The 25,329-nt window shown below is 51.7% G+C and carries 25 protein-coding genes; 21 read left to right on the top strand and 4 right to left on the bottom strand.

What is annotated here, in order from left to right; genetic code table 11:
- Positions 1 to 12: 12 nt before the first annotated feature.
- The 18 genes from nuoH to glmS all read left to right on the top strand — a co-directional run bounded on the left by nuoH (position 13) and on the right by glmS (position 17,904).
- Entirely contained in the window at positions 13 to 1,074 is a 1,062-nt protein-coding gene (nuoH, locus tag F3F93_RS04010; protein ID WP_176957887.1) for an NADH-quinone oxidoreductase subunit NuoH, read from the top strand.
- Positions 1,075 to 1,078: 4 nt separating this feature from the next.
- The gene (gene nuoI / locus F3F93_RS04015) at positions 1,079 to 1,561 is read left to right on the top strand and encodes an NADH-quinone oxidoreductase subunit NuoI (protein ID WP_176957888.1); all 483 of its coding nucleotides are present in this window, start codon (positions 1,079 to 1,081) and stop codon (positions 1,559 to 1,561) included.
- Between the two features lie 21 nt (positions 1,562 to 1,582).
- Positions 1,583 to 2,167 (top strand): NADH-quinone oxidoreductase subunit J, encoded by a 585-nt coding sequence (locus F3F93_RS04020; protein ID WP_176957889.1) that lies wholly within the window; start codon positions 1,583 to 1,585, stop codon positions 2,165 to 2,167.
- Positions 2,167 to 2,472, top strand: a complete 306-nt coding sequence (nuoK, locus tag F3F93_RS04025) for an NADH-quinone oxidoreductase subunit NuoK (RefSeq protein WP_176957890.1) — start codon at positions 2,167 to 2,169, stop codon at positions 2,470 to 2,472. Before F3F93_RS04020 ends, nuoK begins: the two co-directional genes overlap by 1 nt.
- 12 nt (positions 2,473 to 2,484) lie before the next feature.
- The gene (gene nuoL, locus F3F93_RS04030) at positions 2,485 to 4,500 is read left to right on the top strand and encodes an NADH-quinone oxidoreductase subunit L (RefSeq protein WP_176957891.1); all 2,016 of its coding nucleotides are present in this window, start codon (positions 2,485 to 2,487) and stop codon (positions 4,498 to 4,500) included.
- Between the two features lie 10 nt (positions 4,501 to 4,510).
- Positions 4,511 to 6,079: an NADH-quinone oxidoreductase subunit M gene (locus F3F93_RS04035; protein WP_176957892.1), complete on the top strand. Its 1,569-nt coding sequence runs from the start codon at positions 4,511 to 4,513 to the stop codon at positions 6,077 to 6,079.
- Between the two features lie 12 nt (positions 6,080 to 6,091).
- A complete protein-coding gene (locus F3F93_RS04040; protein WP_176957893.1) occupies positions 6,092 to 7,552 on the top strand; it encodes an NADH-quinone oxidoreductase subunit N in 1,461 nt (486 codons plus the stop codon).
- 188 nt (positions 7,553 to 7,740) lie between these two features.
- Positions 7,741 to 8,130, top strand: a complete 390-nt coding sequence (locus tag F3F93_RS04045; RefSeq protein WP_176957894.1) for an ATP synthase subunit I — start codon at positions 7,741 to 7,743, stop codon at positions 8,128 to 8,130.
- On the top strand, positions 8,123 to 8,947 hold the full coding sequence (gene atpB / locus F3F93_RS04050; RefSeq protein ID WP_176957895.1) for a F0F1 ATP synthase subunit A: 825 nt from the start codon (positions 8,123 to 8,125) through the stop codon (positions 8,945 to 8,947). The genes F3F93_RS04045 and atpB overlap by 8 nt, the downstream gene beginning before the upstream one ends.
- A 28-nt stretch (positions 8,948 to 8,975) precedes the next feature.
- Positions 8,976 to 9,230: a F0F1 ATP synthase subunit C gene (gene atpE, locus F3F93_RS04055; protein WP_100276849.1), complete on the top strand. Its 255-nt coding sequence runs from the start codon at positions 8,976 to 8,978 to the stop codon at positions 9,228 to 9,230.
- 34 nt (positions 9,231 to 9,264) lie between these two features.
- Positions 9,265 to 9,747, top strand: a complete 483-nt coding sequence (locus tag F3F93_RS04060) for a F0F1 ATP synthase subunit B (RefSeq protein WP_176957896.1) — start codon at positions 9,265 to 9,267, stop codon at positions 9,745 to 9,747.
- Positions 9,744 to 10,265, top strand: coding sequence for an ATP synthase F1 subunit delta (gene atpH, locus F3F93_RS04065; protein ID WP_176957897.1), 522 nt, complete (start codon positions 9,744 to 9,746; stop codon positions 10,263 to 10,265). The genes F3F93_RS04060 and atpH overlap by 4 nt, the downstream gene beginning before the upstream one ends.
- Positions 10,266 to 10,297: 32 nt before the next feature.
- Positions 10,298 to 11,839: a F0F1 ATP synthase subunit alpha gene (atpA, locus tag F3F93_RS04070; protein ID WP_176957898.1), complete on the top strand. Its 1,542-nt coding sequence runs from the start codon at positions 10,298 to 10,300 to the stop codon at positions 11,837 to 11,839.
- A 12-nt stretch (positions 11,840 to 11,851) separates the two neighbouring features.
- Positions 11,852 to 12,709 (top strand): F0F1 ATP synthase subunit gamma, encoded by an 858-nt coding sequence (gene atpG, locus F3F93_RS04075; protein WP_176957899.1) that lies wholly within the window; start codon positions 11,852 to 11,854, stop codon positions 12,707 to 12,709.
- A 29-nt stretch (positions 12,710 to 12,738) separates the two neighbouring features.
- Positions 12,739 to 14,130, top strand: a complete 1,392-nt coding sequence (gene atpD, locus F3F93_RS04080) for a F0F1 ATP synthase subunit beta (protein WP_176957900.1) — start codon at positions 12,739 to 12,741, stop codon at positions 14,128 to 14,130.
- A complete protein-coding gene (locus F3F93_RS04085; RefSeq protein ID WP_176957901.1) occupies positions 14,130 to 14,540 on the top strand; it encodes a F0F1 ATP synthase subunit epsilon in 411 nt (136 codons plus the stop codon). Before atpD ends, F3F93_RS04085 begins: the two co-directional genes overlap by 1 nt.
- Positions 14,541 to 14,680: 140 nt before the next feature.
- Positions 14,681 to 16,078, top strand: a complete 1,398-nt coding sequence (gene glmU / locus F3F93_RS04090) for a bifunctional UDP-N-acetylglucosamine diphosphorylase/glucosamine-1-phosphate N-acetyltransferase GlmU (RefSeq protein ID WP_176957902.1) — start codon at positions 14,681 to 14,683, stop codon at positions 16,076 to 16,078.
- Positions 16,078 to 17,904, top strand: coding sequence for a glutamine--fructose-6-phosphate transaminase (isomerizing) (gene glmS / locus F3F93_RS04095; RefSeq protein ID WP_176957903.1), 1,827 nt, complete (start codon positions 16,078 to 16,080; stop codon positions 17,902 to 17,904). The genes glmU and glmS overlap by 1 nt, the downstream gene beginning before the upstream one ends.
- A 68-nt stretch (positions 17,905 to 17,972) precedes the next feature.
- Here glmS and mgtE read toward each other — a convergent pair whose 3' ends face one another.
- Genes mgtE through F3F93_RS04115 form a run of 4 tightly spaced genes read right to left on the bottom strand, consistent with a single transcriptional unit; the run spans position 17,973 to position 22,358 of the window.
- Positions 17,973 to 19,304, bottom strand: coding sequence for a magnesium transporter (gene mgtE / locus F3F93_RS04100; protein WP_176957904.1), 1,332 nt, complete (start codon positions 19,302 to 19,304; stop codon positions 17,973 to 17,975).
- A 2-nt stretch (positions 19,305 to 19,306) separates the two neighbouring features.
- The gene (locus tag F3F93_RS04105) at positions 19,307 to 20,146 is read right to left on the bottom strand and encodes a CBS domain-containing protein (protein ID WP_176957905.1); all 840 of its coding nucleotides are present in this window, start codon (positions 20,144 to 20,146) and stop codon (positions 19,307 to 19,309) included.
- Entirely contained in the window at positions 20,136 to 20,999 is an 864-nt protein-coding gene (locus F3F93_RS04110; protein WP_176957906.1) for a mechanosensitive ion channel domain-containing protein, read from the bottom strand. The genes F3F93_RS04105 and F3F93_RS04110 overlap by 11 nt, the downstream gene beginning before the upstream one ends.
- A gap of 15 nt (positions 21,000 to 21,014) precedes the next feature.
- Entirely contained in the window at positions 21,015 to 22,358 is a 1,344-nt protein-coding gene (locus tag F3F93_RS04115) for a hemolysin family protein (RefSeq protein ID WP_176957907.1), read from the bottom strand.
- A 178-nt stretch (positions 22,359 to 22,536) separates the two neighbouring features.
- Here F3F93_RS04115 and rimK point away from each other — a divergent pair, with 178 nt between their 5' ends.
- From rimK to F3F93_RS04130, 3 genes are read left to right on the top strand one after another with little or no spacing between them, the layout of a single operon-like run.
- Entirely contained in the window at positions 22,537 to 23,442 is a 906-nt protein-coding gene (gene rimK, locus F3F93_RS04120) for a 30S ribosomal protein S6--L-glutamate ligase (protein WP_176957908.1), read from the top strand.
- Positions 23,439 to 24,488 (top strand): succinylglutamate desuccinylase/aspartoacylase family protein, encoded by a 1,050-nt coding sequence (locus F3F93_RS04125; protein ID WP_176957909.1) that lies wholly within the window; start codon positions 23,439 to 23,441, stop codon positions 24,486 to 24,488. The genes rimK and F3F93_RS04125 overlap by 4 nt, the downstream gene beginning before the upstream one ends.
- A 46-nt stretch (positions 24,489 to 24,534) precedes the next feature.
- Complete coding sequence (locus F3F93_RS04130) at positions 24,535 to 25,329, top strand: glucosaminidase domain-containing protein (RefSeq protein WP_176957910.1); 795 nt, start codon at positions 24,535 to 24,537, stop codon at positions 25,327 to 25,329.

The following is a 25,329-nucleotide window of genomic DNA, read 5'->3' on the forward strand; positions in this document are numbered from 1 at the left end:
TGGAGGTGCAGTATGACCCCGATTGATATGGCCATTCAGGCCGGCATCTGGGCGCTGGAGATTCTGGCGATTGCGGCTCCTGTAGCGCTCTCTGTTGCCTACATTACCTATTTCGAACGCCGTATTATCGGCTGGGTTCAGGTTCGTCAGGGTTGTAACCGCGTTGGCCCTGCCGGTCTGCTGCAGCCGCTTGCTGATGGTCTGAAGCTGTTTCTGAAAGAGACCATTATTCCTGCGCGTGCCAATAAGCTGCTGTTTGTCGGGGCACCGCTGATGTCACTGGTTCCTGCTCTGATCGCTTTTGCTGTAGTTCCCTTTGGCGAAACCTCACTGTTTGGTATCTGGGATACCCCTCATGTGATGGCAATCTCCAATCTCAATATGGGACTGCTCTATGTGATGGCGATCTCTTCGCTCTCGATCTATGGCGTACTGATGGCGGGTTGGGCATCAAACTCCAAATATCCGATTATCGGCTCGATCCGTTCGACCTGTCAGATGATCTCTTACGAGATTGCTATGGGTTTCGGTCTTGTAACTGTGATGATGCTGGCTGGCTCGCTGAACCTCTCTGACATCGTGCATGCACAGGCCGGTGGCATTCTGCACTGGTATATGATTCCACTGTTTCCGATGCTGATTGTCTACTTCATCTCCGGTTGTGCGGAAGTAGGGCGCACTCCGTTTGATCTGACTGAGACAGAGGAGCTGGTTTCAGGTTATCACACCGAGTATTCAGGCATGTGGTTCGCTACTTTCTCGCTGGCTGAGTATGGTGCCATGATTCTGATTAGCCTGATGACCTCGATTTTGTTCCTGGGTGGCTGGTATGCACCGATTCCAGCGCTGGATATTATTCCGGGCACCGTTTGGTTGCTGGGTAAATCCGCATTCCTGATCTTTGTTTTCATCTGGTTCCGCGCCACATTCCCGCGCTACCGTTATGATCAGATGATGCGTCTGGGCTGGAAGATCTTCCTGCCATGGACACTGGGCTGGATTTTTGTGGTGGGGCTGTTCATCTATACTCCGGGTCTGGATAGCATTATCGACTTCTGGCTGGCGTGGAGGTGATGGCATGCTGAAACGAGCTTTTAAAACATGGTTCCTTTGGGAGCTTCTGATCGGTCTCTCGGTGACAGGTCGTTACCTGTTCAAGAAGAAGATTACGGTTGAGTATCCGGAGCAGAAGACGCCGCTCTCACCGCGTTTCCGTGGTCTGCATGCGTTGCGTCGTTATGAGTCCGGTGAAGAGCGCTGTATCGCATGTAAGCTGTGTGAAGTGGTCTGCCCTGCAACAGCGATCTGGATTGAATCGGAAGAGCGTGATGATGGTTCGCGTCGAACTACCCGTTACGATATCGACTTTTCAAAATGCATCTATTGTGGCTTCTGTCAGGAGGCGTGTCCGGTTGATGCGATTGTTGAAACACAGGAGTTTGAGTATGCATGTGAAACGCGTGCAGAGCTCTACTACGACAAAAAGATGCTTCTTGCCAATGGTGACCGTTATGAGAAACAGATCGCAGCGAATCTCGCTGCTGATGCGCGCTACAGTTAAGCGCGGGAATTAGGAGGAAAGATGCTCGAAACCGCGTTTTTTTACATGTTTGGCGGCATGTCTGTGCTCTCCGGCATGGGGGTGGTGCTGGCGCGCAACACCATGCATTCGGTGATGTTCCTTATTTTCTGTTTCTTCAATGCTTCAGGCCTCTTCTTCCTGCTTGATGCGGAGTTCCTCGGTATCATTCTTATTCTGATCTATGTGGGCGCTGTGATGGTGCTGTTCATGTTTGTGATCATGATGCTTGAGGTGAACGCGGCAAAACTGCGTGAAGGTTTCCTGCAGTATCTGCCGCTGGGTGGCATGATCGCTGTGGTGCTGATGATTGAGTTTATCGCAGCCTCCAGTTCCGGTGTGTTTGCCGAGAGCGCAATGGGTGCTGTGACACACATGGGTCAGGAAGTGAATAATACCAAGGAGATCGGCCAGATTCTCTATACCAGATACCTGCTCGGTTTCGAAATTGCAGCGATTATTCTGTTGGTGGCGCTGATCGGCGCGGTCGTGCTGACCATCCGTGAGCGTAAGGACGCCAAGTATCAGAATATGTCTGCACAGGTGAAGGTGCGCAGAGAAGATCGTGTGCGTAAGGTGAGTATGTGATGATTGGACTATCTGACTATCTAATCGTAGCCGCAGCCCTGTTTTCTCTGGGTGTGATAGGCCTGTTTTTGAATCGAAAGAATGTGATTACCATACTGATGTGTATCGAGCTGATGCTGTTGGCTGTGAATATCAACTTTGTAGCGTTTTCACACTATCTGAATGACCTCTCGGGTCAGATATTTGTATTTTTCGTGTTGACGGTTGCTGCCTGTGAAGTGGCAGTAGGCCTTGCGATTCTCGTTTCGTTCTATCGACTACGTCGCTCGATCGATATCGAAGATATCAACACGTTGCAGGGATAAGGGGGAGTTCCAGTGCAAGAGACCGCATTAACACTGAGTACGACTGAGCTGCTCGCTATTCCCGCGCTGCCGCTGATCGGTGCGATGATTGCCGGCCTGTTCGGCTGGGCCATGAAAGAGAGAATGGCGCATTCGATCACCTCTGGCTTTGTCATCCTGTCCGCATTGCTCTCAATCCATGTCTTTACTCAGGTTCTGGCTGGTGCCTCGTTCCATGGCAACCTCTGGACCTGGATGATCGCAGGCGATTTCGTGGTGCCTGTAGGGCTGCTGATTGACCGCCTGACAACGATTATGATGGTTACTGTGACCGTTGTTTCGGCCTGTGTGCATATCTACACCATCGGTTATATGCACGGTGATCCGGGTTATCCGCGATTCTTCGCTTATATCTCTGCCTTCACCTTCTCGATGCTGGTGCTGGTGATGGGTAACAACTTCTTCACCCTCTTCTTCGGTTGGGAGGCTGTGGGTCTCTTCTCCTACCTGCTGATCGGTTTCTGGTTCAAGCGTGAGAGTGCCAACTACGCTGCGATGAAAGCATTTATCGTCAACCGTGTTGGCGACTTCGGCTTTGCTGTCGGTATTCTGGCTATCTGGTACTACTACGGCTCGGTTGAATACAAGACTGTATTTGCCATGACGCCTGATTTTGTTGCTCAGAACGTCACACTCGGCTTTATGGGTTGGGAGGTTGCGGCCATCACCTTTATCTGTCTGGCTCTGTTCGTTGGTGCTATGGGTAAATCGGGTCAGGTGCCACTGCATGTCTGGCTGCCTGACTCCATGGAGGGCCCAACGCCGATCTCGGCACTGATCCATGCGGCAACGATGGTGACTGCCGGTGTGTTCATGGTGGCACGTCTCTCCCCGATGTTTGAATTCTCTGAGACGGCGCTGGTTGTTGTGACACTGGTGGGTGCGATTACCGCCTGGATGTGTGCGACCATCGGTCTGGTGCAGAATGATATTAAACGGGTGATTGCATACTCGACCTGTTCACAGCTCGGCTACATGTTTGTCGGCCTGGGTGTCTCCGCCTACTCAGCGTCGATCTTCCATCTGATGACGCACGCCTACTTTAAAGCGCTTCTCTTCCTGGCTGCAGGTTCTGTGATTCACGCGGTGATGGCAGAGCAGGATATCCGCAAGATGGGGCAGCTACGCAAATATATGCCGGTCACCTACATTACCATGTTGCTGGCAGCACTGGCGCTGGCCGGTGTGCCGCCATTTGCAGGCTTCTTCTCCAAGGATCTGATTATTGAAGCAACCATGGCACGTGAGTTCACCGAGTATGGCTGGGTTGGCAGCTTTGCAACCTTCGCTGTGTTGACCGGTGTATTCATGACCGCCTTCTACACCTTCCGTATGTTCTTCCTCACCTTCCACAACTCTGATCGTGTTGATCCACATGCCAAGGGTCACCTGCATGAGTCTCCAAAAGTGATCACAATCCCGCTGATGATTCTCGCTGTTGGCGCGGTTGGTTCCGGCATCTGGGGTGTGACTGTGCTGGATATTGCCAACCCTGAAGTGCTTAACGGTTACTTCGGTGATGCGATCTTTGTCATGGATGCACATAACCCGCTGATGGTTATGGCTGCTGATGGTGGTGTTCACGGTGCCCTCGGCATGATATTGCATGCACCATTCACGCTGCCATTCTGGCTTGCACTGGGCGGCATCGGACTGGCTTACTTCATGTACTTCAAACAGACCACGATGCCAGCGAAGATTGCTGCAGCTTCCGGTCCGATCTACACCTTCCTGCTCAACAAGTGGTACTGGGATGAGCTCTACGAGAAGATATTTATTCGTCCGGCTCGCTCTCTTGGTACCTTCCTCTGGCAGCGCGGCGACCTTGGGATCATCGACAAGGGTGCGATTCATAAAGGTATTATCGATAACATTGTTGCCGGTGCGGCACGCATGCGGGCTATGCAGACCGGTTTTGTATACCACTACGCATTTGCGATGGTGAGCGGAGTATTTGTGCTGCTGACCTATCTGTTGCTGAAGGCTTAAGGGGAGAGAAATGGAGTTGCATAACGTTCTGGACTTTCCGATTCTCTCGCTGAGCATCTTCCTGCCGCTTGCAGGCGCGCTGGTGATCTGGCTCTTCGTTAAGGGTGATGATGCTGTACGCTGGGCAAGCCTGGCTGTATCGATAGCTGCATTTATCGTCACACTGCCTCTGGTGTTTATGTTTGATGAGACTACATCTCACATGCAGTTTGAAGAGTTTGCACCGTGGATCTCTTCATTTAATATCAATTATCAGCTGGGCGTGGATGGCATCTCCATGCCGTTTATCGTGCTGACCAGCTTCCTGACTGTGGTCTGCATTATCTCTGCCTGGCGTTGCATTCAGAGCCGTGTAAAAGAGTACATGATCGCCTTCCTGGTGCTGGAGACCACACTGATTGGTGTGTTTGCAGCGTTGGATGCGGTGCTTTTCTACTTCTTCTGGGAAGCGCTGCTGATTCCGATGTACCTTATTATCGGTATCTGGGGTGGTAAAAACCGTGTTTATGCCACACTGAAATTCTTCCTCTATACACTTGCCGGTTCTGTACTGATGCTGATTGCATTGTTGGCGATGTATTTTGAGGCGGGTAAAACATTCAGTCTTCTCGCTTTCATGGACTACCCGTTCAATCTTGAGTGGCAGATCTGGATCTTCATCGCCTTCTTTATCGCCTTTGCTGTGAAAGTGCCGATGTGGCCGGTTCACACATGGCTGCCTGATGCACATACTGAAGCACCAACAGCCGGTTCGGTGATTCTGGCAGGTATTCTGCTGAAGATGGGTGCTTACGGCTTCCTGCGCTTCTCTCTGCCGATGCTGCCTGATGCCTCACAATATTTCGTGCCGTTTATGGTTGCGCTCTCACTGGTTGCCATTGTCTACATCTCGCTGGTTGCCATGATGCAGACAGATATGAAACGTCTGATCGCTTACTCATCGATCGCACATATGGGTTTTGTGACACTGGGTACCTTTATGTTTACTCAGGCAGCGGTTGAGGGTGCGGTGATCGGTATGATCTCTCACGGTTTTGTGGCCGCAGCGCTCTTCCTCTGTGTTGGTGTGATGTATGATCGACTGCATACGCGTGAGATTGGTGATTACGGAGGTGTAGTGAATGTGATGCCGGTATTCGCGGCTGTCATGCTCTTCTTCTGTATGGCTAACGTGGCTCTTCCCGGAGCATCAGCATTTGTTGGTGAGATCATGGTGCTGATCGGCACCTTTGAGGCCAATCCGGTCTATATGGATGTATCAACCAAGTGGGTTGCTATCGCCGCTACCAGTAGCGTGGTGCTCTCAGCCTGTTATACGCTCTGGATGTACAAGCGCGTCGTGATGGGTGATCTGGTTAAGGATTCGGTGAAATCGATGAAAGATATGACAGCGCGTGAGTTCGGTTACTTTGTGCCGCTTATGCTGCTGACCCTCTGGATGGGTTTCTATCCGTTGCCGTTCCTGGATATTTTACATGTGTCAGTTGAGCATCTGATTGCTCAAGCCACAACAAGTAAGCTGGATGCAGCTGCCGCACTGGTTCAGGCGATGCCTGCACTAGATGCTGTGCATCATTGAGGAATATAAATCATGGCTAATGTGACTTTCCCGTTCCCTTTTCCTGATCATCTGATCACGCTGATGCCTGAAATGATCGTTGCGATCATGGCGATGTTCCTGCTGCTGTTTGACGTCTTTGTTGCCAAGGGCAGCAAGACAACAGCCTATCTGGCTATCGCCACAACTGTAGCTGCCGGTGTTGCCACATGGTCACTGCAGGGGCCCGATCCTCTGGTCGCCTTCTACGGCTTCTTTGTCTTCGACTCCTTTGCGGTGTTCAGTAAGTTCCTGATCTATGTCGCAACCGCGCTGGGTATGATTCTCTCTCTCGAATATATGAAAAATGAGAAGCATATCGGTGAATACTATGTTCTGATGCTGTTTGCCATGCTCGGTATGATGCTGATGGTTTCATCCAACAACTTCGTTACCATGTACCTTGGTCTGGAGCTGATGGCTCTCTGCGTCTATGTGCTCGTTGCCTATCAGCGTGAAGTGCTGCGTGCCAATGAGGCGGCTCTCAAATATTTCATACTTGGCGCACTCTCATCGGGAATGTTGCTGTATGGTATCACCTTCCTCTACGGGGTGACCGGCAGTTTCGATTTTGCTGTTATGGGTGAGAAGCTTGCCCATGCCGAGGGTGATGCGACCGCAGCTGTGATGCTGGGCATGGTCTTCCTGATCGCCGGTCTCGGTTTCAAGGTCTCAATGGCACCGTTCCACATGTGGACACCAGATGCCTATGAGGGAGCACCAACACCGGTCACTGCCTTTATGTCGGTAGCACCGAAGGTGGCAGGATTTGTCATCTTTATGCGTATCGTTGCTGACCTTTTGCCAGCACTACAGCATGAGTATCAGTCTATTCTGATTGGTGTTGCGGTGTTGACTATCGCGGTAGGTAATCTGGCGGCTATTGCGCAACGTAATATAAAGCGCATGCTGGCTTACTCGACCGTTGGCCATGTCGGTTTTATTATGATGGGTCTGATAGCGGGCTCACCTGCCGGTTTCTCAGGAATTCTGGTCTATCTCTCAATCTATCTGGTAATGACCATGGGTGTGTTTGCTGTCATCATTCTGATGCGCCGTGAAGGTATTCAGGGTGAGCTGCTTGATGATTTTGCAGGTCTCTCCAAGGTAAGGCCGGGTTATGCACTGGCAATGGGCCTGTTCATGTTCTCCATGGCTGGTATTCCATTCCTGGGTGGCTTCTGGGCCAAGTATGTTGTGTTTATGGCTGCTGTTGAGGCGGGGCACCTCTATCTGGTTCTCTATGCGCTGCTCTTCTCAGCTGTGGGTGCGTTCTACTATCTGCGAGTTGTGAAATATATCTACTTTGATGAAGAGCGCGTGGCATTTAACTTTATTGAAAGCAGACCGATGCAGGCAACTGTATTTGTAACAGCCGTAACCATCGTGTTTTTAGGGCTGTTTCCTGACGCTCTGTTTGAGCTTTGCCGTCAGGCGCTTGTTGGTTTGGTTTAACGCTGCAGGCTTCTGCAGTGGCAGGTTATTCTATCGATCCTGTTTCTGTATGGGTTGTTGTGATTAACTTCCCGGAACGGGATTTTTAGCTTGATCAGAGGTGGCCGTTTAGCTACAATGCGCCACCGCACGAATCGAGGGAGAGGGTTTGCACGTTCTCTATACTCGTCTGATCAAATGAGGCATCCATGTCTTTGCTAAAAGAATCTGCAATTGGACTCATGGTTCGCCTGCAGATAGTGATCGGAGTTCTTGGTTTTGTCGGTCTGTTGCTATTTGATCAGACTGGCTCGGCACTGTCACTTCTATATGGCGTAGCCATGATGGTAGTGAATTCAATCTGGCTTGCCAGGCGACTGGACAGGACTCGCGGATTGGATGCTGATGCTGGCAAGCGCTCGCTCTATGTTGGAGCGGTGCTTAGGTTTGCCGCACTGATTGCCGGCTTGATGCTGGCTTATCTTGCGGGGCTGCACCTCTTGGTGGTGGCTGTTGGAGTTTTTCTGGCGCAGGCAGTTGTTTTTGCCACTGCGCTGGCAGGAATAAGAAAAGAGTACAAAGGAGGGGGACTTGGCTGATCAGAGTCACGGCGACGGCGGAATTGCCGGCCATCTGCAGTATTGGACTGTTAAGCTTGATGAATCCAATCCATTCATGCAGATCCATATGGATACTATGCTTGTTTCACTTGTTGTTGCCGGGCTTATGTTTGGCTTCGCGCTGTGGCTGAAAGGCAGGCTTGTGAGCGGGGCTCCCAGCGGTGCCCAGAACGCGATGGAGTCTGTGGTCGGTTTTGTCGACCAGACTGTAAAAGACAACTTCCCTGTACATAATCCGTTGATTGCGCCATTGGCGTTTACTGTTTTTGTCTTTATCGCGCTGATCAATACCATTGATATTCTTCCGGCCTTTCTGCTGGGTAATGTCGCCCACCTCTTTGGTGTTGAGCACTTCCGTCCGGTTCCGACCAACGACTTGAATCTGCCTGCTGCTATGGCCGTCTCTGTCTTTGTTCTGGTGCTGTACTATGAGTTTAAGCTCAAGCCGGTTCACTTCTGTAAAGAGCTTCTTATGGAGCCGTTCACAAATCTGGTTCCTGGATTCCTGAAGCCGATTGTGATGCCAATTAATCTTATTTTGAAACTTGTAGAAGAGGTGGCTAAACCATTGTCACTCTCCTTCCGACTCTTTGGTAACATGTTTGCCGGAGAGGTTATCTTTCTGCTGATCGCTTTCCTGCTGCTGGGTGGCGGAGCTGTCGGCATGGCTGCAGGTTTCTTCGTTGGTCTGGCATGGACGATATTCCATCTGTTTATCGGTCTTCTGCAGGCATTTATTTTCATGATTCTTACGGTGGTGTATCTGTCTATTGCGCACCAACCGGCAGAGCACTAATTATTTATAACGATAGGAGTATATAAATATGGACGCAACAACAATCATCACAGCTGCAACCGCAATTTCGGTCGGCATTATCTTGGCTGCTGCAGGCATGGGTTCTGCAATTGGCTGGGGTCTTATCTGCTCGAAGGCTCTCGAAGGTATCTCTCGTCAGCCAGAAATGCGCCCACAGTTGATGTTTAACATGTTCATCTTTGCAGGTTTGATGGAGTCTTTCCCATTCATCGTCATGGCTTTCGCTCTGTGGTTCCTGTTCGCAAACCCATTCCTGGGTTAATAGAAAGAACATTGGAATTTAAAGAGGAGGTCGTATGAGTTTAGACCTGACATTTATCGGTCAGATTGTTATTTTCCTGACGCTGGTAGTTCTGATGAGGAAGTACCTGTATGGGCCAATGATTGATCTGATGGAAGCACGCTCTCAGAAGATCGCTGATGGTCTTGCCGCAGCAGATGCCGGTAACGAAGCCAAGGCCAAGGCCGAAGTTGAGATTGCTGAGCAGCTGAAAGAGGCTCGCACCAAGGCTGTTGAGATCATTGCATCAGCTGAGAAGCGTTCAGCCGAAATCAATGAAGAGGCAGTCGTCAAGGCGCGTGAAGAGGCTCAGCAGATTGTTGACGCTGCACGCGATGAAGTAGGCGCCGAGTTGAATCGTGCCCGTCAGACACTTCGCGCAGAAGTTGCAGGCATTGCGATGCTGGCTGCTGAACGTGTGGTTGAATCCGAGCTGGATGCAAGTCGCCACGCCACACTGGTTGAAGGCATTGTAAGCCGCGGGTTTGGTAACGCATGAGCACTTCACAGATATCTCGTCGCTACGCACGCGCACTGTTTGATCTGATTCAGGAGGGCACCGATCTGCGTGCTGATCTGGAGAAGGTTGCTGCAGCTGCCTCTGCTGACGAGGTAGCAGTGCTTCTGGCTTCACCGGAATATCCTGCCACTCTCAAGAAGCAGGTTATTGTAAAAGTTGCCGGTGACATCTCTGGCGAAATAGATTCTCTTGTTGGCATGCTTGCAGCACGCGGCAAAGAGTCTCTGCTTCCTGAGATTCACGCATTGGTAGAAGAGATGCTGCATCAGGCTGAGAGTGAACTTGAAGCTGATGTTGTTGTTGCGACTTCCATTGATCCTGCCCTGCAGGAGAAGCTGACTGCTGCTCTGACAGCATCTACTGGTAAGAAGGTTCGCATTAAGGTCTCCGAGGATAAGTCTATTCTTGGTGGGCTGGTTGTTCGAATTGGCGACCGCAAAATTGATTATTCGTTGCGTACGAAGTTGAACGGCCTGCGCCGTGAACTGGCATCGTAAGCAAACAGATTGAGTATTAGAGGAATATACGTATGAAGCTCGATACCGCAGAAATTAGTTCGATCATTAAAGAACAGATCAAGGGTTTTGAAGCCGCTGCTGCTGATGCCAATGTTGGTCAGATCATCTCCGTTGGTGATGGCGTTGCGCTCATTCATGGTCTCTCCGGGGCAATGGCAGGCGAAATGCTTGAATTCCCGGGTGGCATCATGGGAATGGTGCTCAACCTTGAAGAGGACAGTGTTGGTGCTGTTATCTTCGGTGAGTTCACGTCATTGGGCGAAGGCGACGAAGTCAAATGTACTGGCAAAATCTTTGAGGTTCCGGTTGGTCCTGAACTGAAAGGTCGCGTAGTTAACGCGCTGGGTCAGCCTATTGATGGTAAGGGCCCGATCAATGCATCAGGCTTTGATGCTGTTGAGAAGATCGCACCAGGCGTTATCGAACGTAAATCTGTGGATCAGCCGCTTCAGACCGGTATTAAAGCAATCGACTCCATGGTTCCTGTTGGTCGTGGCCAGCGTGAGCTGATCATTGGTGACCGTCAGACTGGTAAGACTGCAATCGCAATCGATACCATCATCAATCAGAAGTCTACTGGCGTAACATGTGTATACGTGGCCGTCGGTCAGAAAGCTTCTACTGTTGCAACAGTTGTACGTACACTGAAAGAGCATGGCGCACTGGATAATACCATTATCGTCTCCGCCACCGCTTCTGAGTCTGCAGCGCTGCAGTATATTGCACCTTACTCAGGTTGCACCATGGGCGAATACTTCCGTGATCGCGGTGAAGATGCACTGATCGTTTATGATGATCTGACTAAACAGGCATGGGCTTACCGTCAGGTTTCCCTGATCCTGCGTCGTCCTCCGGGTCGTGAAGCATATCCTGGTGACGTATTCTATCTGCACTCCCGTCTTCTGGAGCGCGCTTCCCGTGTTGATGCAACCTACGTTGAGAAGTTCACCAACGGTGCGGTAACCGGAAAAACTGGTTCATTGACTGCTCTGCCAATCATTGAGACTCAGGAAGGCGACGTGTCTGCATTCGTTCCTACCAACGTAATCTCTATTACTGATGGTCAGATCTTCCTCGAAACCAGTCTGTTTAACGCAGGTCAGCGTCCGGCAATTAACGCAGGTCTTTCTGTATCACGAGTTGGTGGTGCTGCTCAGACTAAAGCGATGAAGAAAGTTGGTGGTGGTCTGCGTCTTGATCTGGCTCAGTATCGTGAGCTGGCTGCATTCGCTCAGTTCGCATCCGATCTTGATGAGGCAACTCGTCAGCAGATCGAGCGTGGTAAGCGCGGTATGGAGATCCTCAAGCAGGACGAGAATAATCCACAGTCTGTAGCTGAGATGACTGCAGTACTCTACGCACTGAACAACGGCGATCTTGATGATGTTGCAGTGAACAAGATTGTAGCCTTCCAGAAAGCATACCTGGCATTCCTGAATTCCCAGTGTTCAACTCTGGTTGAAGGGCTGAATGCTACACCGGCACTGAACGAGCAGGTTGAAGAGGGTCTGCAGAAAGCTGTCGCTGACTTTAAGTCAACCGGCACGTACTGATAGGGGTCTATTGTGGCTTCAGCTAAGGAAATTCGTACTCAGATCGGAGCAATCCAGAACACTGGTAAAATTACCAAGGCGATGGAGATGGTTGCCGCATCCAAGATGCGTAAGGCACAGGATCGTGTAGTTTCTGCTCGTTCTTATGCTGAAGGTGTCAGACGTATTGTTGGTAACATGATGAGCGCGCATGCTGAGTATCAGCATCCGTTTCTTGTAGAGCGCGAAGAGATCAAAAAGGTAGGTATCATTGTTGTAACTACCGATAAGGGTCTCTGTGGCGGCCTCAATACCAACGCCTTGAAAGAGGCGATTGTTCTGATGAAAGCTCAGACTGCCGGCATTGAAGTGTTTACCATCGGTAAGCGCGCAGGCCTGTTCATGAAACGTGTCGGCGCACAGATCAGTGGTGTTGCAGAGAATATTTCTGACACGCCTGAACTTGCTGACATTCTCGGTGTTGTAACGCTGGCTATCGAGAAGTACATCTCAGGCGAACTGGATGAGGTGCATCTGGTGTTCAGCGAGTTTGTTAATACCATGACTCAGAGCCCGACTACAATGCGCCTGATGCCATGTCCGCTTCCTGAGCATGAAGAGAAATCTGGTTACTGGGATTATCTCTACGAGCCAGAGGCTAAGGATGTTCTCGAAGGCGTTCTGCGTCGTTATGTAGAGTCACTGGTTTATCATGCGGTACTGGAAAACAAGGCATGCGAACAGTCGGCACGTATGGTTGCGATGAAAGCTGCAACTGATAATGCAAAAGATATTGTTGGTGATCTTAAAATCACATACAACAAGGCCCGTCAGGCCGCCATCACGCAGGAGTTGGCAGAGATTTGTGCCGGCGCGGCTGCGGCTGGTTAACAGTTTAGATTTTTAGGAGAGGTCAGAAAATGAGTACAGGAACTATTGTCCAGGTGATCGGTCCGGTAGTGGACATCCGCTTCAACGCTGGTGAGCTGCCAAAAATTTATAACGCTCTGAAAATGTCAGATCCAAAGCTGACACTGGAAGTTCAGCAGCATCTCGGTGATAACACCGTTCGTACCATTGCGCTCGGTGCAACAGATGGCCTCAAGCGTGGTATGACAGCTGATGATACCGGCGCAGCGATTACTGTTCCTGTTGGTAAGGCTACGCTTGGCCGAATCATGAACGTACTCGGCGAAGGCATCGACTTCGAAGGCGAAGCCGTTGATTCCGAAGACCGCTGGGAAATTCACCGCGCTGCACCTACTTTTGAAGAGCTCTCTCCTGCAGCTGAGATTCTTGAAACAGGCATCAAAGTAATCGACCTGATGGCGCCTATTGCCAAGGGTGGTAAGGTTGGTCTGTTCGGTGGTGCCGGCGTTGGTAAAACCGTTAACATGATGGAGCTGATCAATAACATCGCGAAAGCACACGGCGGTTTCTCCGTATTCGCTGGTGTTGGTGAGCGTACCCGTGAAGGCAACGACTTCTACTATGAAATGAAAGAGTCCAACGTACTGGACAAGGTTGCACTTGTTTATGGTCAGATGAATGAGCCTCCAGGCAACCGTCTGCGTGTTGCACTTACCGGCCTGACTATGGCTGAGTATTTCCGTGAGCAGGGACTCGACGTACTGATCTTCATCGACAACATCTACCGCTACTCACTGGCTGGTGTGGAAGTATCTGCACTGCTGGGACGTATGCCGTCTGCTGTGGGTTATCAGCCAAACCTGGCTGAAGAGATGGGCCGTCTGCAGGAGCGTATTGCTTCTACCAAGACCGGTTCTATTACATCTGTTCAGGCCGTTTACGTACCTGCGGATGACTTGACCGACCCGGCACCTGCTACCACCTTCGCACATCTGGACTCTACTATCGTACTGTCACGTCAGATTGCCGAGCTGGGCATCTACCCTGCGGTGGATCCACTCGATTCCACATCCCGTCAGCTTGATCCAAAGATTATCGGTATTGAGCACTATGAAGTGGCACAGGGCGTTCAGAAAACGCTGCAGCGTTATAAAGAGCTGCAGGACATCATCGCGATCCTCGGTATGGACGAGCTCTCTGACGAAGACAAGATGGCAGTGAACCGCGCACGTAAGATTCAGCGTTTCCTCTCTCAGCCATTCCATGTTGCTGAAGTATTTACCGGCTCTCCAGGCGTATACGCCAAGAAGGATGAGGCAATTAAAGGCTTTAAAGGAATCCTGGCTGGTGAGTATGATCACCTTCCAGAGCAGGCTTTCTACATGGTTGGTGGCATCGAAGAGGCCGTCGCTAAAGCTGAGAAGATGGCGGCTAAAGGCTAATGGCTTCTACCATGCAAGTGCTGGTCGCTACGGCTGAGCGTGAAGTCTATCGTGGCGAAGCTGAGTTTCTTGTTGCACCCGGTGCAGCTGGTGAACTCGGTATTCTGCCTAAGCATAGTCCTCTGCTCAGTGCCCTGACCACCGGTGAACTCCGCATCACTAATGGCGATCATGTTGATGAGGTGTTCGTTTCAGGCGGCTACATGGAAGTGCAGCCTGATATGATTACAATTCTCTCTGACTCTGCAGAGCGTGCTTCAGATATTGATGAAGCGGCCGCTGTTGAAGCTGAGCGTAAAGCCAAAGAGGTTCTCGATACGAAGAAAGACGATATCGATTACGCTGCTGCTGAAGCTGAGCTTGCCATGATGACTGCACGTCTGATCTGGCTGAAGAAGAAAAAGAAATAATATTGCGATCAAACGATCTTAAAGGGCTGCACATTGTGCGGCCCTTTTTCGTTGTAAACGAATAATCCTGTACCTTTTATTTTGATCTCTACAGGTTGCTGCCTTATCGTTAGCGGCCACTATTCTATCGGAGGAATTTTATGAGCAATCTCCACTATCCTGATTTACAGGTTTGTGTGTTGGCCGCGGGTAAAGGCAAGCGTATGCGTTCCAATCTGCCGAAGGTACTGCACAAGGTTCTGGGCAGGGCGATGATTGATCATGTGTTGCATACGGTTGAAGCGTTGCGTCCCAAAGCTATAGCTATGGTGACCGGTCATGCCTCCGAGATGGTAAGGGCACACGTCGGTCAACCGGTTAACCTGGACTGGGTGATTCAGGACAAGCAGCTCGGTACAGGCCATGCCGTCAAACAGTGCGAGAAGGTGATTCGCGATGTTCGTGATGTGCTGATTGTCTGTGGCGATACACCTCTGTTGAGTGTGGAGACGCTGGCCCGGCTGGTAGATGAACACAGGGCGGCCAATACCGATGTGACGGTTCTTACTGCCAAGCCTGAGAATCCTTTCGGTTATGGCCGCATTGTTCGAGATGGCAATGGTAACGTGACCAGTATTGTTGAACAGAAAGATGCTACTGATGAGCAGCGACTGATTGGAGAAGTGAGCAGTGGTATCTACTGTGTTCGCCATGAAGTGCTGTTTGATCTGTTGCATGCCATAGGTAACAGCAATGCCCAGGAGGAGTATTACCTGCCGGATATTGTGCCGCTGGCTCTGCATGCCGGGCAGTCGGTGGCTGCCATTGCTATGAATGATTCAGATGAGATGGTGGGCGTAAATGATCGTGTAGATCTGGCGCATGTCGAAGGGCTGATGCAGAAACGAATTATTGAAGAGTGGCAGCGTAGAGGCGTGACAATTGAGAAGCCGGATACTGTGCGTATCGAGGCCGGTGTGAAGATTGGCATTGATACAGTGATTCAGGCCGGCTGCTATCTGATTGGCACAACCCATGTTGGCGACGAGTGCAGGGTTGGCCCTAATGCGGTTCTGGTCAATGCATGGCTTGATGATCGCGTCAATGTGTTTGCCTTCAGTCACATCCATGGCGCCAGCGTCGGCTCTGATGCCATTATCGGCCCTTATGCCCGCCTGCGTCCGGAAGCGCAGCTTGATGAAGAGGTGCACATCGGTAATTTTGTTGAGATCAAGAAATCGGTCATTGGACGTGGCAGTAAAGTGAACCATCTCAGTTATATCGGTGATACTGTGATGGGTTCAGCATGTAATGTCGGTGCCGGAACGATTACCTGTAACTATGATGGTGCTAACAAGTTTGTGACTGAGATTGGCAACAATGTCTTTATTGGTTCTGATACCCAGTTGGTTGCGCCAGTGAAGGTGGCTGATGATGCAACCATTGGTGCTGGCAGTACGATTACGCGCAATGTGGCAGCCGGTGGGCTGACGCTCTCTGAACGCAATGCTCAGAAGTATGCTGCAGGCTGGAAACGTCCCCAGAAAGATCGCAACTGATGTGTGGCATTGTTGGAGCTATTGCAAAGAGAAACGTGCTTCCCACCCTTATGGATGGGCTGCAGCGGCTCGAGTATCGTGGTTATGACTCTGCCGGTGTTGCCATCAGGGATGCGGCTGGAGAGCTGAAACGTTTTCGTTCTCTCGGTAAGGTAAAAGCCCTGAAAGCACTGGTAGATCAGTCGGATATCGTTGGCGATCTCGGCATTGCCCACACCCGCTGGGCGACGCACGGGGCACCGGCAGAGCGTAATGCCCATCCGCATATGAGTGGTGTCAGGGTTGCGGTTGTTCATAACGGAATTATTGAAAATCATGCAGTCTTACGTGACGCCCTGATAGCCAAGGGGTACACATTCACATCAGAAACCGATACCGAAGTCATTGCCCATCTGATGGCGGATAAACTTGAGTCGGGCAGGGATCTGTTTGCAGCAGTTGTAGAGACTGCTGCTGAACTTGATGGTGCCTACGCCCTTGCTGCCGCCAGTCCGGAGGATGCTGATCGTATTGTTGTGACCCGAGAAGGGAGCCCGCTGGTGATTGGCGTGGGCGATGGCGAACACTTTATTGCATCTGATGTTGCCGCTCTGCTTCCGGTGACACGCAGTTTTATCTTCCTTGAAGAGGGGGATGTGGCTGAGGTGCGTCGTGATGGCGTTACCATTTTCACCCGCGATGGTGAGCAGGTTATGCGTCCGGTTAAAACCTCTGAACTATCCAGTGAAAGCGTTGATAAGGGGCCGTACGCGCATTATATGCTCAAGGAGATCTATGAGCAGCCCGGTGTGGTCTCTGAGACGCTGGAGGGGCGTATTCATAAAGGGCGTCTGCTTGAGGCAAGCTTCGGCCATGAAACTACGGCGCTACTGGATAAGACCAAACATGTTCAGATTGTTGCCTGTGGCACCAGCTATCATGCCGGTCTTGTTGCACGCTACTGGTTGGAAGAGATTGGTATTCCTTGCAGCGTCGAAGTGGCCAGTGAATACCGCTACCGCAAGGTGGTGGTACCGGAAAATTCACTTCTGATTACCATTTCGCAGTCGGGTGAAACCGCTGACACCCTGGCAGCACTGCGTGACAGTCGTTCAAATGGCTATATTGGCAGCCTCACCGTCTGCAATGTGCCGGAGAGCTCCCTTGTGCGGGAATCGGATGTCTGCTTTATGACCCGTGCCGGTACTGAGATTGGTGTGGCCTCCACCAAGGCATTTACCACGCAGCTGGTGGCGCTACGCCTGCTGATGATCGCACTTGCCCGTCGCAAGGGTCTGTCATCGGATGCCGAAGAGGTGATGGTCAACGAGCTGCACTCGCTGCCAAGGCAGATTGAGGTGGTTCTGCAACTGGGCGACTCTATAAAAGCGATGGCCGAGGGTTTTGCCGATAAGCATAACGCCCTGTTTCTCGGGCGTGGTGCCTTCTATCCGGTTGCCATGGAGGGGGCGCTTAAGCTCAAAGAGATCTCCTACATCCATGCCGAAGCCTACCCTGCCGGAGAGCTCAAGCATGGCCCGCTCGCACTTGTTGATGAGAGTATGCCGGTGGTCTGCGCACTTCCCGATGATCCGCTGCTGGAGAAGGTGCTCTCAAATCTTCAGGAGGTGCGCGCGCGTGGTGGTGAGCTGTTCCTCTTCTCTGATCACAAGGTCGAAATCGGACTGGATCACTACCAGAACCTTACTCTTTCAGATATCTATCCGGGCACAGCACCCATCGTCTACAGTATTCCGCTGCAGTTGCTGGCTTATCATGTTGCTGTGCTTAAAGGCACCGATGTTGACCAGCCGCGCAATCTCGCGAAATCGGTTACTGTCGAATAGAGCATCCAAAAACGAGAGTTACAATTGTCTCAATGGTTTATCGGTTTTGTGGACAGCTATAAGTCCTGCTACATGCCCGCATCCAGCATCCACGAGAGGGCGGCGGCAATGCCGAGAAAGGACATAAAGCCGGCGATATCAGTGACTGTAGTCAGGATGATTGAGGATGAGAGCGCCGGATCCTGTCCCATGCGCTTAAGAATGATAGGCACCAGAGCGCCGGCAATGGCAGCCAGTGTCATGGATGAGATCATGGCCAGAGCAATAATCAATGCCAGTCCGTAACTATGACTCCAGAGCAGCACTCCGAGACCGCAGGTGATAGCGATGGCAATGCCGTTGATGACCGCAGCCCCGGCCTCTTTCATGGTGACCCGCAGCCAGTGCCTGATGGTGATCTCGCGCAGGGTCAGGCCGCGCATGGTAACGGCCAGCGCCTGTGCACCGGTGTTGCCGGACTGACCGGCGGCAATTGGTAGCAGGATAGCCAGGGCAGTATATTTGGCGATGGTATCTTCAAACATACCGACAACCGCAGCAGCCATAAATGCCGTGAGCAGATTAATCTGCAGCCAGGGCTGGCGCTTTTTCACGGCAAACCATGCGCTGGAGAGGGCTCGTTCGTCCTTGCTTACACCCACCATCGTCTGCATGTCGGAGGCGATATCTTCCTGCAGGGTATCCATCAGGCTGCTGCCGTGAATGATGCCGAGCAGGTGGGCGTTGGCATCAATGACCGGGATCGTATCAAGATGAAATTTTTTCACCTTCTCAACCACTTCATCCTTAGGGTCGAGCGCCTGCACAAATGTCAGCACGGGAAGGGAGAGTGATGCGAGTTTTTGCCGACCACTGGCCAGCGCCAGTCGCTGGATATCCACCTGGCCGTGCAGATGCATATCGTCATCCAGCAGATAGAGGTGGTGCAACGCCTCAATCTGCTGATTACGCAGCTGGTTGAGAGCATCCTCCACGCTGATGTTTTCGTTGAAGGCAATAATATGGGTATCCATCAGCCTGCCAGCCGCATTCTCGGGGTAGCTGAGCATCTCCTTCAGCTCCCAGACCACAGATGCTTCCATCAGCGAGAAAAGTAACTGCTGCTTCTGCTCGTCCAGACGGCTGATCAATGTGGCAGCAGGGCCGGCATCGAGTGCCATCAGTAGCTCAGCTGCCGTTTTGTCCGGCAACTCTTTGAGTAGTGCGTCGGCCACTCCGGGAGCGAGATTGGACCAGAGACGCTCCAGTATATGAACGGGCTGCTCACCAATGCTCTCAATGGCCTCGGCGGCGCTCATTGTTTCGATCCTGCGCGCCGCGTCCTTGGGGAAGTCGAGCAGGAATGCCCTGTTCAGAATCTCCAGCGGATTATGGGTCTGTATGGTATCTGCAGTTGCCATTGTCATGACCTCCCTCTGCTTTCCATGCCGATCAGATCACCGGCGGCGCCAAACAGGGCAAGCAGACTTCCTCCATATATTTCCAGCATGGAAGAGAGTGGATCAGCCCCCTGAGGCACATCAATATGTGTATCCAGTTGCTCCATGCCCTTGCGCAGGTCGACATGCCTGATGCAGCCGACAAGTTGTTGGTGGCGGTTGATTACCGGCAGGGTGTCAGCCATCAGCCAGCCTTGATGATCTCCGGCTGCGATCAGATTGGTGCGACCGGAGATAGGCTCCGGAGTCGGGCGCATTACTGCCGTGACAGATGTTTCAGTGCTGCTGCGAAGTAGCTGGGTGAGTGTTACGACACCCTGAATATGGCCGCTACGATCCACCACGTAGATTACATCAGCATTCGCTTGGTTATCGGCAATTCTTGTCAGAGCTGTAGTGACGGTACATTCGGCTGGTAGTGTTGCAGTCTCTACCAGCATCCATGCACCTACCTGGTCATCGGAATAGTCCAGTAGCAACTTGCAGCTGAGACTGTTTTTTTCACTGAGTAAACCGAGCAGTGTTTCTCTCAATAGCGGTGTCAGATGTCGAAGCACAGCCGCCGCCATGCTTATCTCCATGCGGGATAAAAATCCTGCCGCCAGTTCTGCTTCCAGATGAGTGCAGAGCTTTGCCGTATATTGCGGCAGCATTTTTTCCAGCACAGGGGCAGCATAGCCGGGCGGCACATCTGCCAGAAAGAGAGCCACTTCCTGCATCGGTTGCTGTTCCAGTAGCGCGGCTGCTGAATGGGGATGCGACTGCAGAAATGCCAGAGCCAGGTCCGCTTTTTTAGCTGTCATGACGGGCCTCTTGCCGGTTGGCAGATGCAGCCATGAAGCTGCTTGCCTGCTCAAGGAACAGCTTGGCCGGCACAACAGTTCGGCCAGCTTCGGTCTCCAGACAAACTGTCGTACGCGTCACTTCTGTGACGATGCCTTCGAACTGACCAACGGTCATAGTCTCTCCCAGACGGCATTGCTGACGCAATTGCTGGGAGCCAATGACATTGGCAATCAGTGTTTTAGCCCCCAGTCCGAAGGCGAGTGCCGCACCGGCCAGCAGGATGCCAACAATAACAAGGGTGATACTGGTCAGGAACTGGACATTGATACCTATCTGCTCGACACCGATGACAATGGCGGTAAACAGAATAGCGATCTGCACAAGCCTGGATAACAGATCGAAGTGCTCAACACCGGCAGATGCGGCGGCAGTGGAAATGATCGTGCGCGCACTGTTGGACAGAAGAATGCCGCCCAGCACGATGGCAATACCTGCGATCAGGTTGGGCAGGTAGGTGATGACACCATCCATCCAGCCGGAAAACATTTTCCAGCCCAGCATGTTTGCGGTGGCGGCGATAAAGAAGAGCATGACAGTCCAGAAGACGGCTTTGCTGATAATCAGGATGGAGGTTCGCTGCATGCGAGCCTGTTTGGCATTGCCGGATTTGCTGCCCCTCTTGAACAGCAGGTCGATGCCGCCAACCACTCTTTTGGTGGCTGCAGCCAGCAGATAGGCTACGAGCCATCCTGCAGCCAGTAGCGCTATACCGGCAATCACCTGAGGAGCCTGTTCAACAAACTGACCGGCAAAATTTTCGAAAGTGCTGCTGACTGACTCCTGCCAGTTTAATCCACCGTTTTCACTCATATTTATTCTCCCTGATTAACTGTTGTTGCTACCTGATGTCCCTGTCTCATCTGATTCACTAGTATGCTCATTGCGCTGCAACGAAGCACGCTCTACATATCTGCCTGAAACCTCTTCCACGAGGAGGGTAAACTCACCTTCATGAAGTTTGTCTCCAACCACAGGCAGGCGACCCAGGCGCTGCATGAACAGCCCTGAAATGGTATTGGCCTCAGTCGCTTCAGCCGGGGTGAATGAGGTTTTCTTGGAGAGCTGGGCAATAGAGACCAGTCCATGTGCGACCCACGCGCCTTCTGCGCTCTGCTCAATAGGGAATTCAGACACCTCCTCATCGAGTTCATCAGCGATTTCGCCGACAATCTCCTCAAGCAGGTCTTCCATGGTGATCATACCTGCAACAGCGCCATATTCGTCGGTAACGATGACCATATGCGTACGGTTGTTGCGCATCGACTCAAATAGCTCGCTGGCCGACATCAGTTCAGGTACAAACGGTGCCTCGCGGCAGTAGTCGGCAAGGTTCAGATCTTGCGGCTGTTTGCCTGCCAGCATGTCATTGATCAGATCCTTGACCAGCATGACACCGACCAGATGGTTGATCTCTCCGTTGACCACTGGAAAACGGGAGTGCCGTGTTTCCACGATTCTGGCGATACTGTCTTGAATCGGATCTTGCAGGTCGAGATAATCCACCTTGGTGACCGGCACCATAACATTGCGCGCAATACCGCGATCAAAAGCGAACATGTTGCTCAACATCTCCGCTTTATCCTCAAGCAGTTCTCCATGATTACGAGAAACGTCCACCAGACTTTTCAACTCATCATGACTGAACACCTCCTCATGTGTTGCCTCAGGCACCTTGAACAGTCCGAGAATTCCATTGGTGGCCGACTTGAGCATGATATTCAGCGGCAGCATCAGCAGATAGAAGGCGTGCAGCGGGTAGGCAAACCACATCGAAACAGGTTCGGGATTGCGGATGGCGAAGGTCTTGGGTACCTGTTCGCCGACGACAATATGCAGGGATGAGAAGAGTATGAATCCGAACAGAAATGAGATGGTATGGATGCTCTCTTCAGAAAGTGGCAGCTGCGCAAACAGCGGCGCCATTAGTGCCTCAACAGCCGGTTCACCGACCCAGCCCAATCCCAATGAGGCCATGGTGATGCCCAGCTGACAGGCTGCCAGATAGTTATCCATACTCTTCTGAATGGTCATCGCCATAATGGCTGAGCGCACGCCGTTGGCCGCAAGGGTCTCCATGCGCACGCCTCTGGCTTTGACCAGTGCGAATTCGGTAGCCACGAAAAAGGCATTGGCAAACAGCAGCGCAGTAATTATCAGTATATCAGTCATCAGTAAATGCACCTTTGGTTTTTCTCATAAAGAAGATAAGACGCTGGGCAGAGACTTTTGGTCACAATTGATTGTAAAACGGGTGTGACCTTTTGCTACTTGAGGGCGTCTTACTAATTAACGAAAGCGTCACTTTCCGGTCAGGTAGCATCTTGCTAAGGGCGCAAAAGGGGATCATATGAAAATCGCAATTCTTTCAAGGAACGCAAAACTCTACTCAACCAGACGGCTGGTTGAGGCCGCCAAACAACGCGGCCATGAGGTGCAGGTACTGGATCATCTACGCTGCTACATGAATATCACCTCGATGAAACCATCGATTCACTACAAAGGAGTCAATCTGGAGGGTTTTGATGCAGTGATTCCGCGTATCGGTGCATCCGTAACATTTTATGGTACAGCAGTACTGCGGCAGTTTGAGATGATGGGTGTCTATCCATTGAACGAATCGGTCGCCATATCCCGTTCGCGCGACAAGCTGCGTTCGGTACAGCTGCTGGCGCGCAAGGGCATTGGTCTGCCGGTTACCGGTTTTGCCCGTAACCCTGATGATATTGGAGACCTGCTGAATTCTGTGGGTGGTGATCAGTTTGTCATCAAGCTGCTGGAAGGCACTCAGGGGATCGGCGTGGTGCTGGCTGAAAACAAGAAAGCTGCAGAGAGTGTGATTGAGGCCTTCTTTGGCCTGAATGCCAATATTCTGGTGCAGGAGTTTATCAAGGAGGCCGGCGGTGCTGATATTCGCTGCCTGGTTGTCGATGGTAAGGTTGTGGCAGCCATGAAACGGCAGGGCAAGGAGGGTGAATTCCGCTCCAACCTGCATCGTGGCGGCTCTGCCGAGGTGGTACGCATTACCCCTGAAGAGCGTTCCACCGCAGTACGTGCAGCGTCTATCATGGGGCTTAATGTGGCCGGTGTTGATCTGCTGCGTTCTAATCATGGACCTGTTGTGATGGAGGTGAACTCATCGCCGGGACTGGAAGGTATTGAGGGTGCGACTGGCAAGGATATTGCCGGTTTAATCATTGCCTGTATTGAGAAGAACGCCAAAAATGGCAACACCAAAACCAAAGGTCAGGGATGAGCGAATCGTTGATGATCGGGGGCGAGTCCATCGCCCCCGGTGAGCGAAAAACAATAGACCTGAAGCTGGCCAGCCTGGTGACGCATACCGATATGCATATGCCTGTGCATGTGATACGCAGCAAACGAGCGGGTCCAACACTGCTGGTCTGTGCAGCCATTCATGGCGATGAGGTCAATGGCGTTGAGGTGATTCGACGCCTCTGCAATAAAATTTCTCTCAATCGCCTGCGTGGTACGTTGATCGCCATTCCCATTGTCAATGTCTATGGCTTTATCCATCACAGCCGTTACCTGCCGGATAGACGTGATCTGAACCGCTGTTTTCCCGGGTCGCCAAAGGGGTCGATGGCATCTCAGCTGGCTCATATCTTTGTTAACGAAATCGTTTCCAAATGTACGCATGGAATCGATCTGCATACGGCAGCGATTCATCGGGAGAATCTGCCCCAGATTCGTGCCTGCATCGAAGATGAAGATACCCGCATGATTGCCGAAGCCTTTCAGGCGCCTGTGATTATGGACAGCAGCGTGCAGCCCGGAACCTTGCGGGGGACTGCCGTCTCGCTTGGTATACCATGGCTGGTTTATGAGGCAGGAGAGGCACTACGTTTCGATGAGATCAGTATCCGGGCAGGTGTGGATGGTGTGATGAATGTCATGCGTAGCCTGAATATGCTGGCAAGAGGGAACAGGAAGCAGGCCGTGACGCCCCGGGTGGCAAAAGGGAGTGCCTGGATGCGTGCGCCAAAGAGCGGAATTATGCGCCTGATCATACCGACAGGCGCACTTGTAAAACAGGGCGATGTACTTGGCTTTGTCGCTGATCCATACGGTGATAATGAGACCGCGATTGTTGCTGACCGATCAGGTATTGTCATTGGCAGGGCCAATCTGCCGATGGTGAATCAGGGCGAAGCTGTGATGCATATTGCCCGCTTCAAAAATGTGAATGCGGTTGCCGGAGAGGTTGAATCCTTTCAGGTAGATATGGAGCCGGATTGGGACAATGAAGAGCTCTATCCGGAAGATGCTCCCATTGTCTGATCACTGTTTGCATTGAGATGATGGCGAGAAACAGAGAGGAAAAGAAATGCATAAGTTGCTGACTTTGATGCTGCCACTGCTTCTTCTGTCCGGATGTGGACAGGAGGGAATTACAGGGGTTCATCTGAATGAGACGTATGTGGTGACACTGCCTGACTTCGCCTCATACAGTGATGTGAAGGAGAAAAAGCGAGCCTTTTTTGATTTTCTGCGTCCGATCATAGAGCAGGAAAATAGTAAGGTGATGCTTGATCGCAAGCGAATGCTTGCACTGGAAGCGATCCTCAAAGAGCGGGGTGGCTTTTCGCCGACTGATGCCAGCTGGCTTAAACAACTGGCAGAAAATTATCGTGTAGAGATGCCCTCATTTGATGATGAACAGGCATGGACACTGCTCAAACGGCGTGTTGATACAGTCCCCTTCCGGCTGGCACTGGCGCAGGCTGCCAATGAATCGAGCTGGGGCACCTCCCGTTTTGCCCGTGAAGGACTTAATCTTTTCGGCCAATGGTGTTTCACGCAGGGCTGCGGCATTGTGCCATCCCATCGGGCGCCTGACATGACCCATGAGGTTGCAACCTATGCGTCTGTGAATGCATCAGTGGCGGCCTATATTCACAGTATCAACCGTGTGCAGATGTATACACCATTGAGGAAATTACGCCGTAGCATCCGTAAGCGGGGTGATAAGCCCACTGCGATTGAGTTGGCTCAGGAGTTGTCCGGTTACTCGGAACGGGGTGAGGCTTATGTGAGCGAGATTCAGAGTATGATTCGTACCAACTACAATCTGATGTCACCTCCTGATCTGGCGTCCCAAGATGGTGAACGGCGAATCTGA

Source organism: Mariprofundus sp. KV, assembly GCF_013387475.1.
In the GTDB taxonomy this organism is placed as follows: domain Bacteria; phylum Pseudomonadota; class Zetaproteobacteria; order Mariprofundales; family Mariprofundaceae; genus Mariprofundus.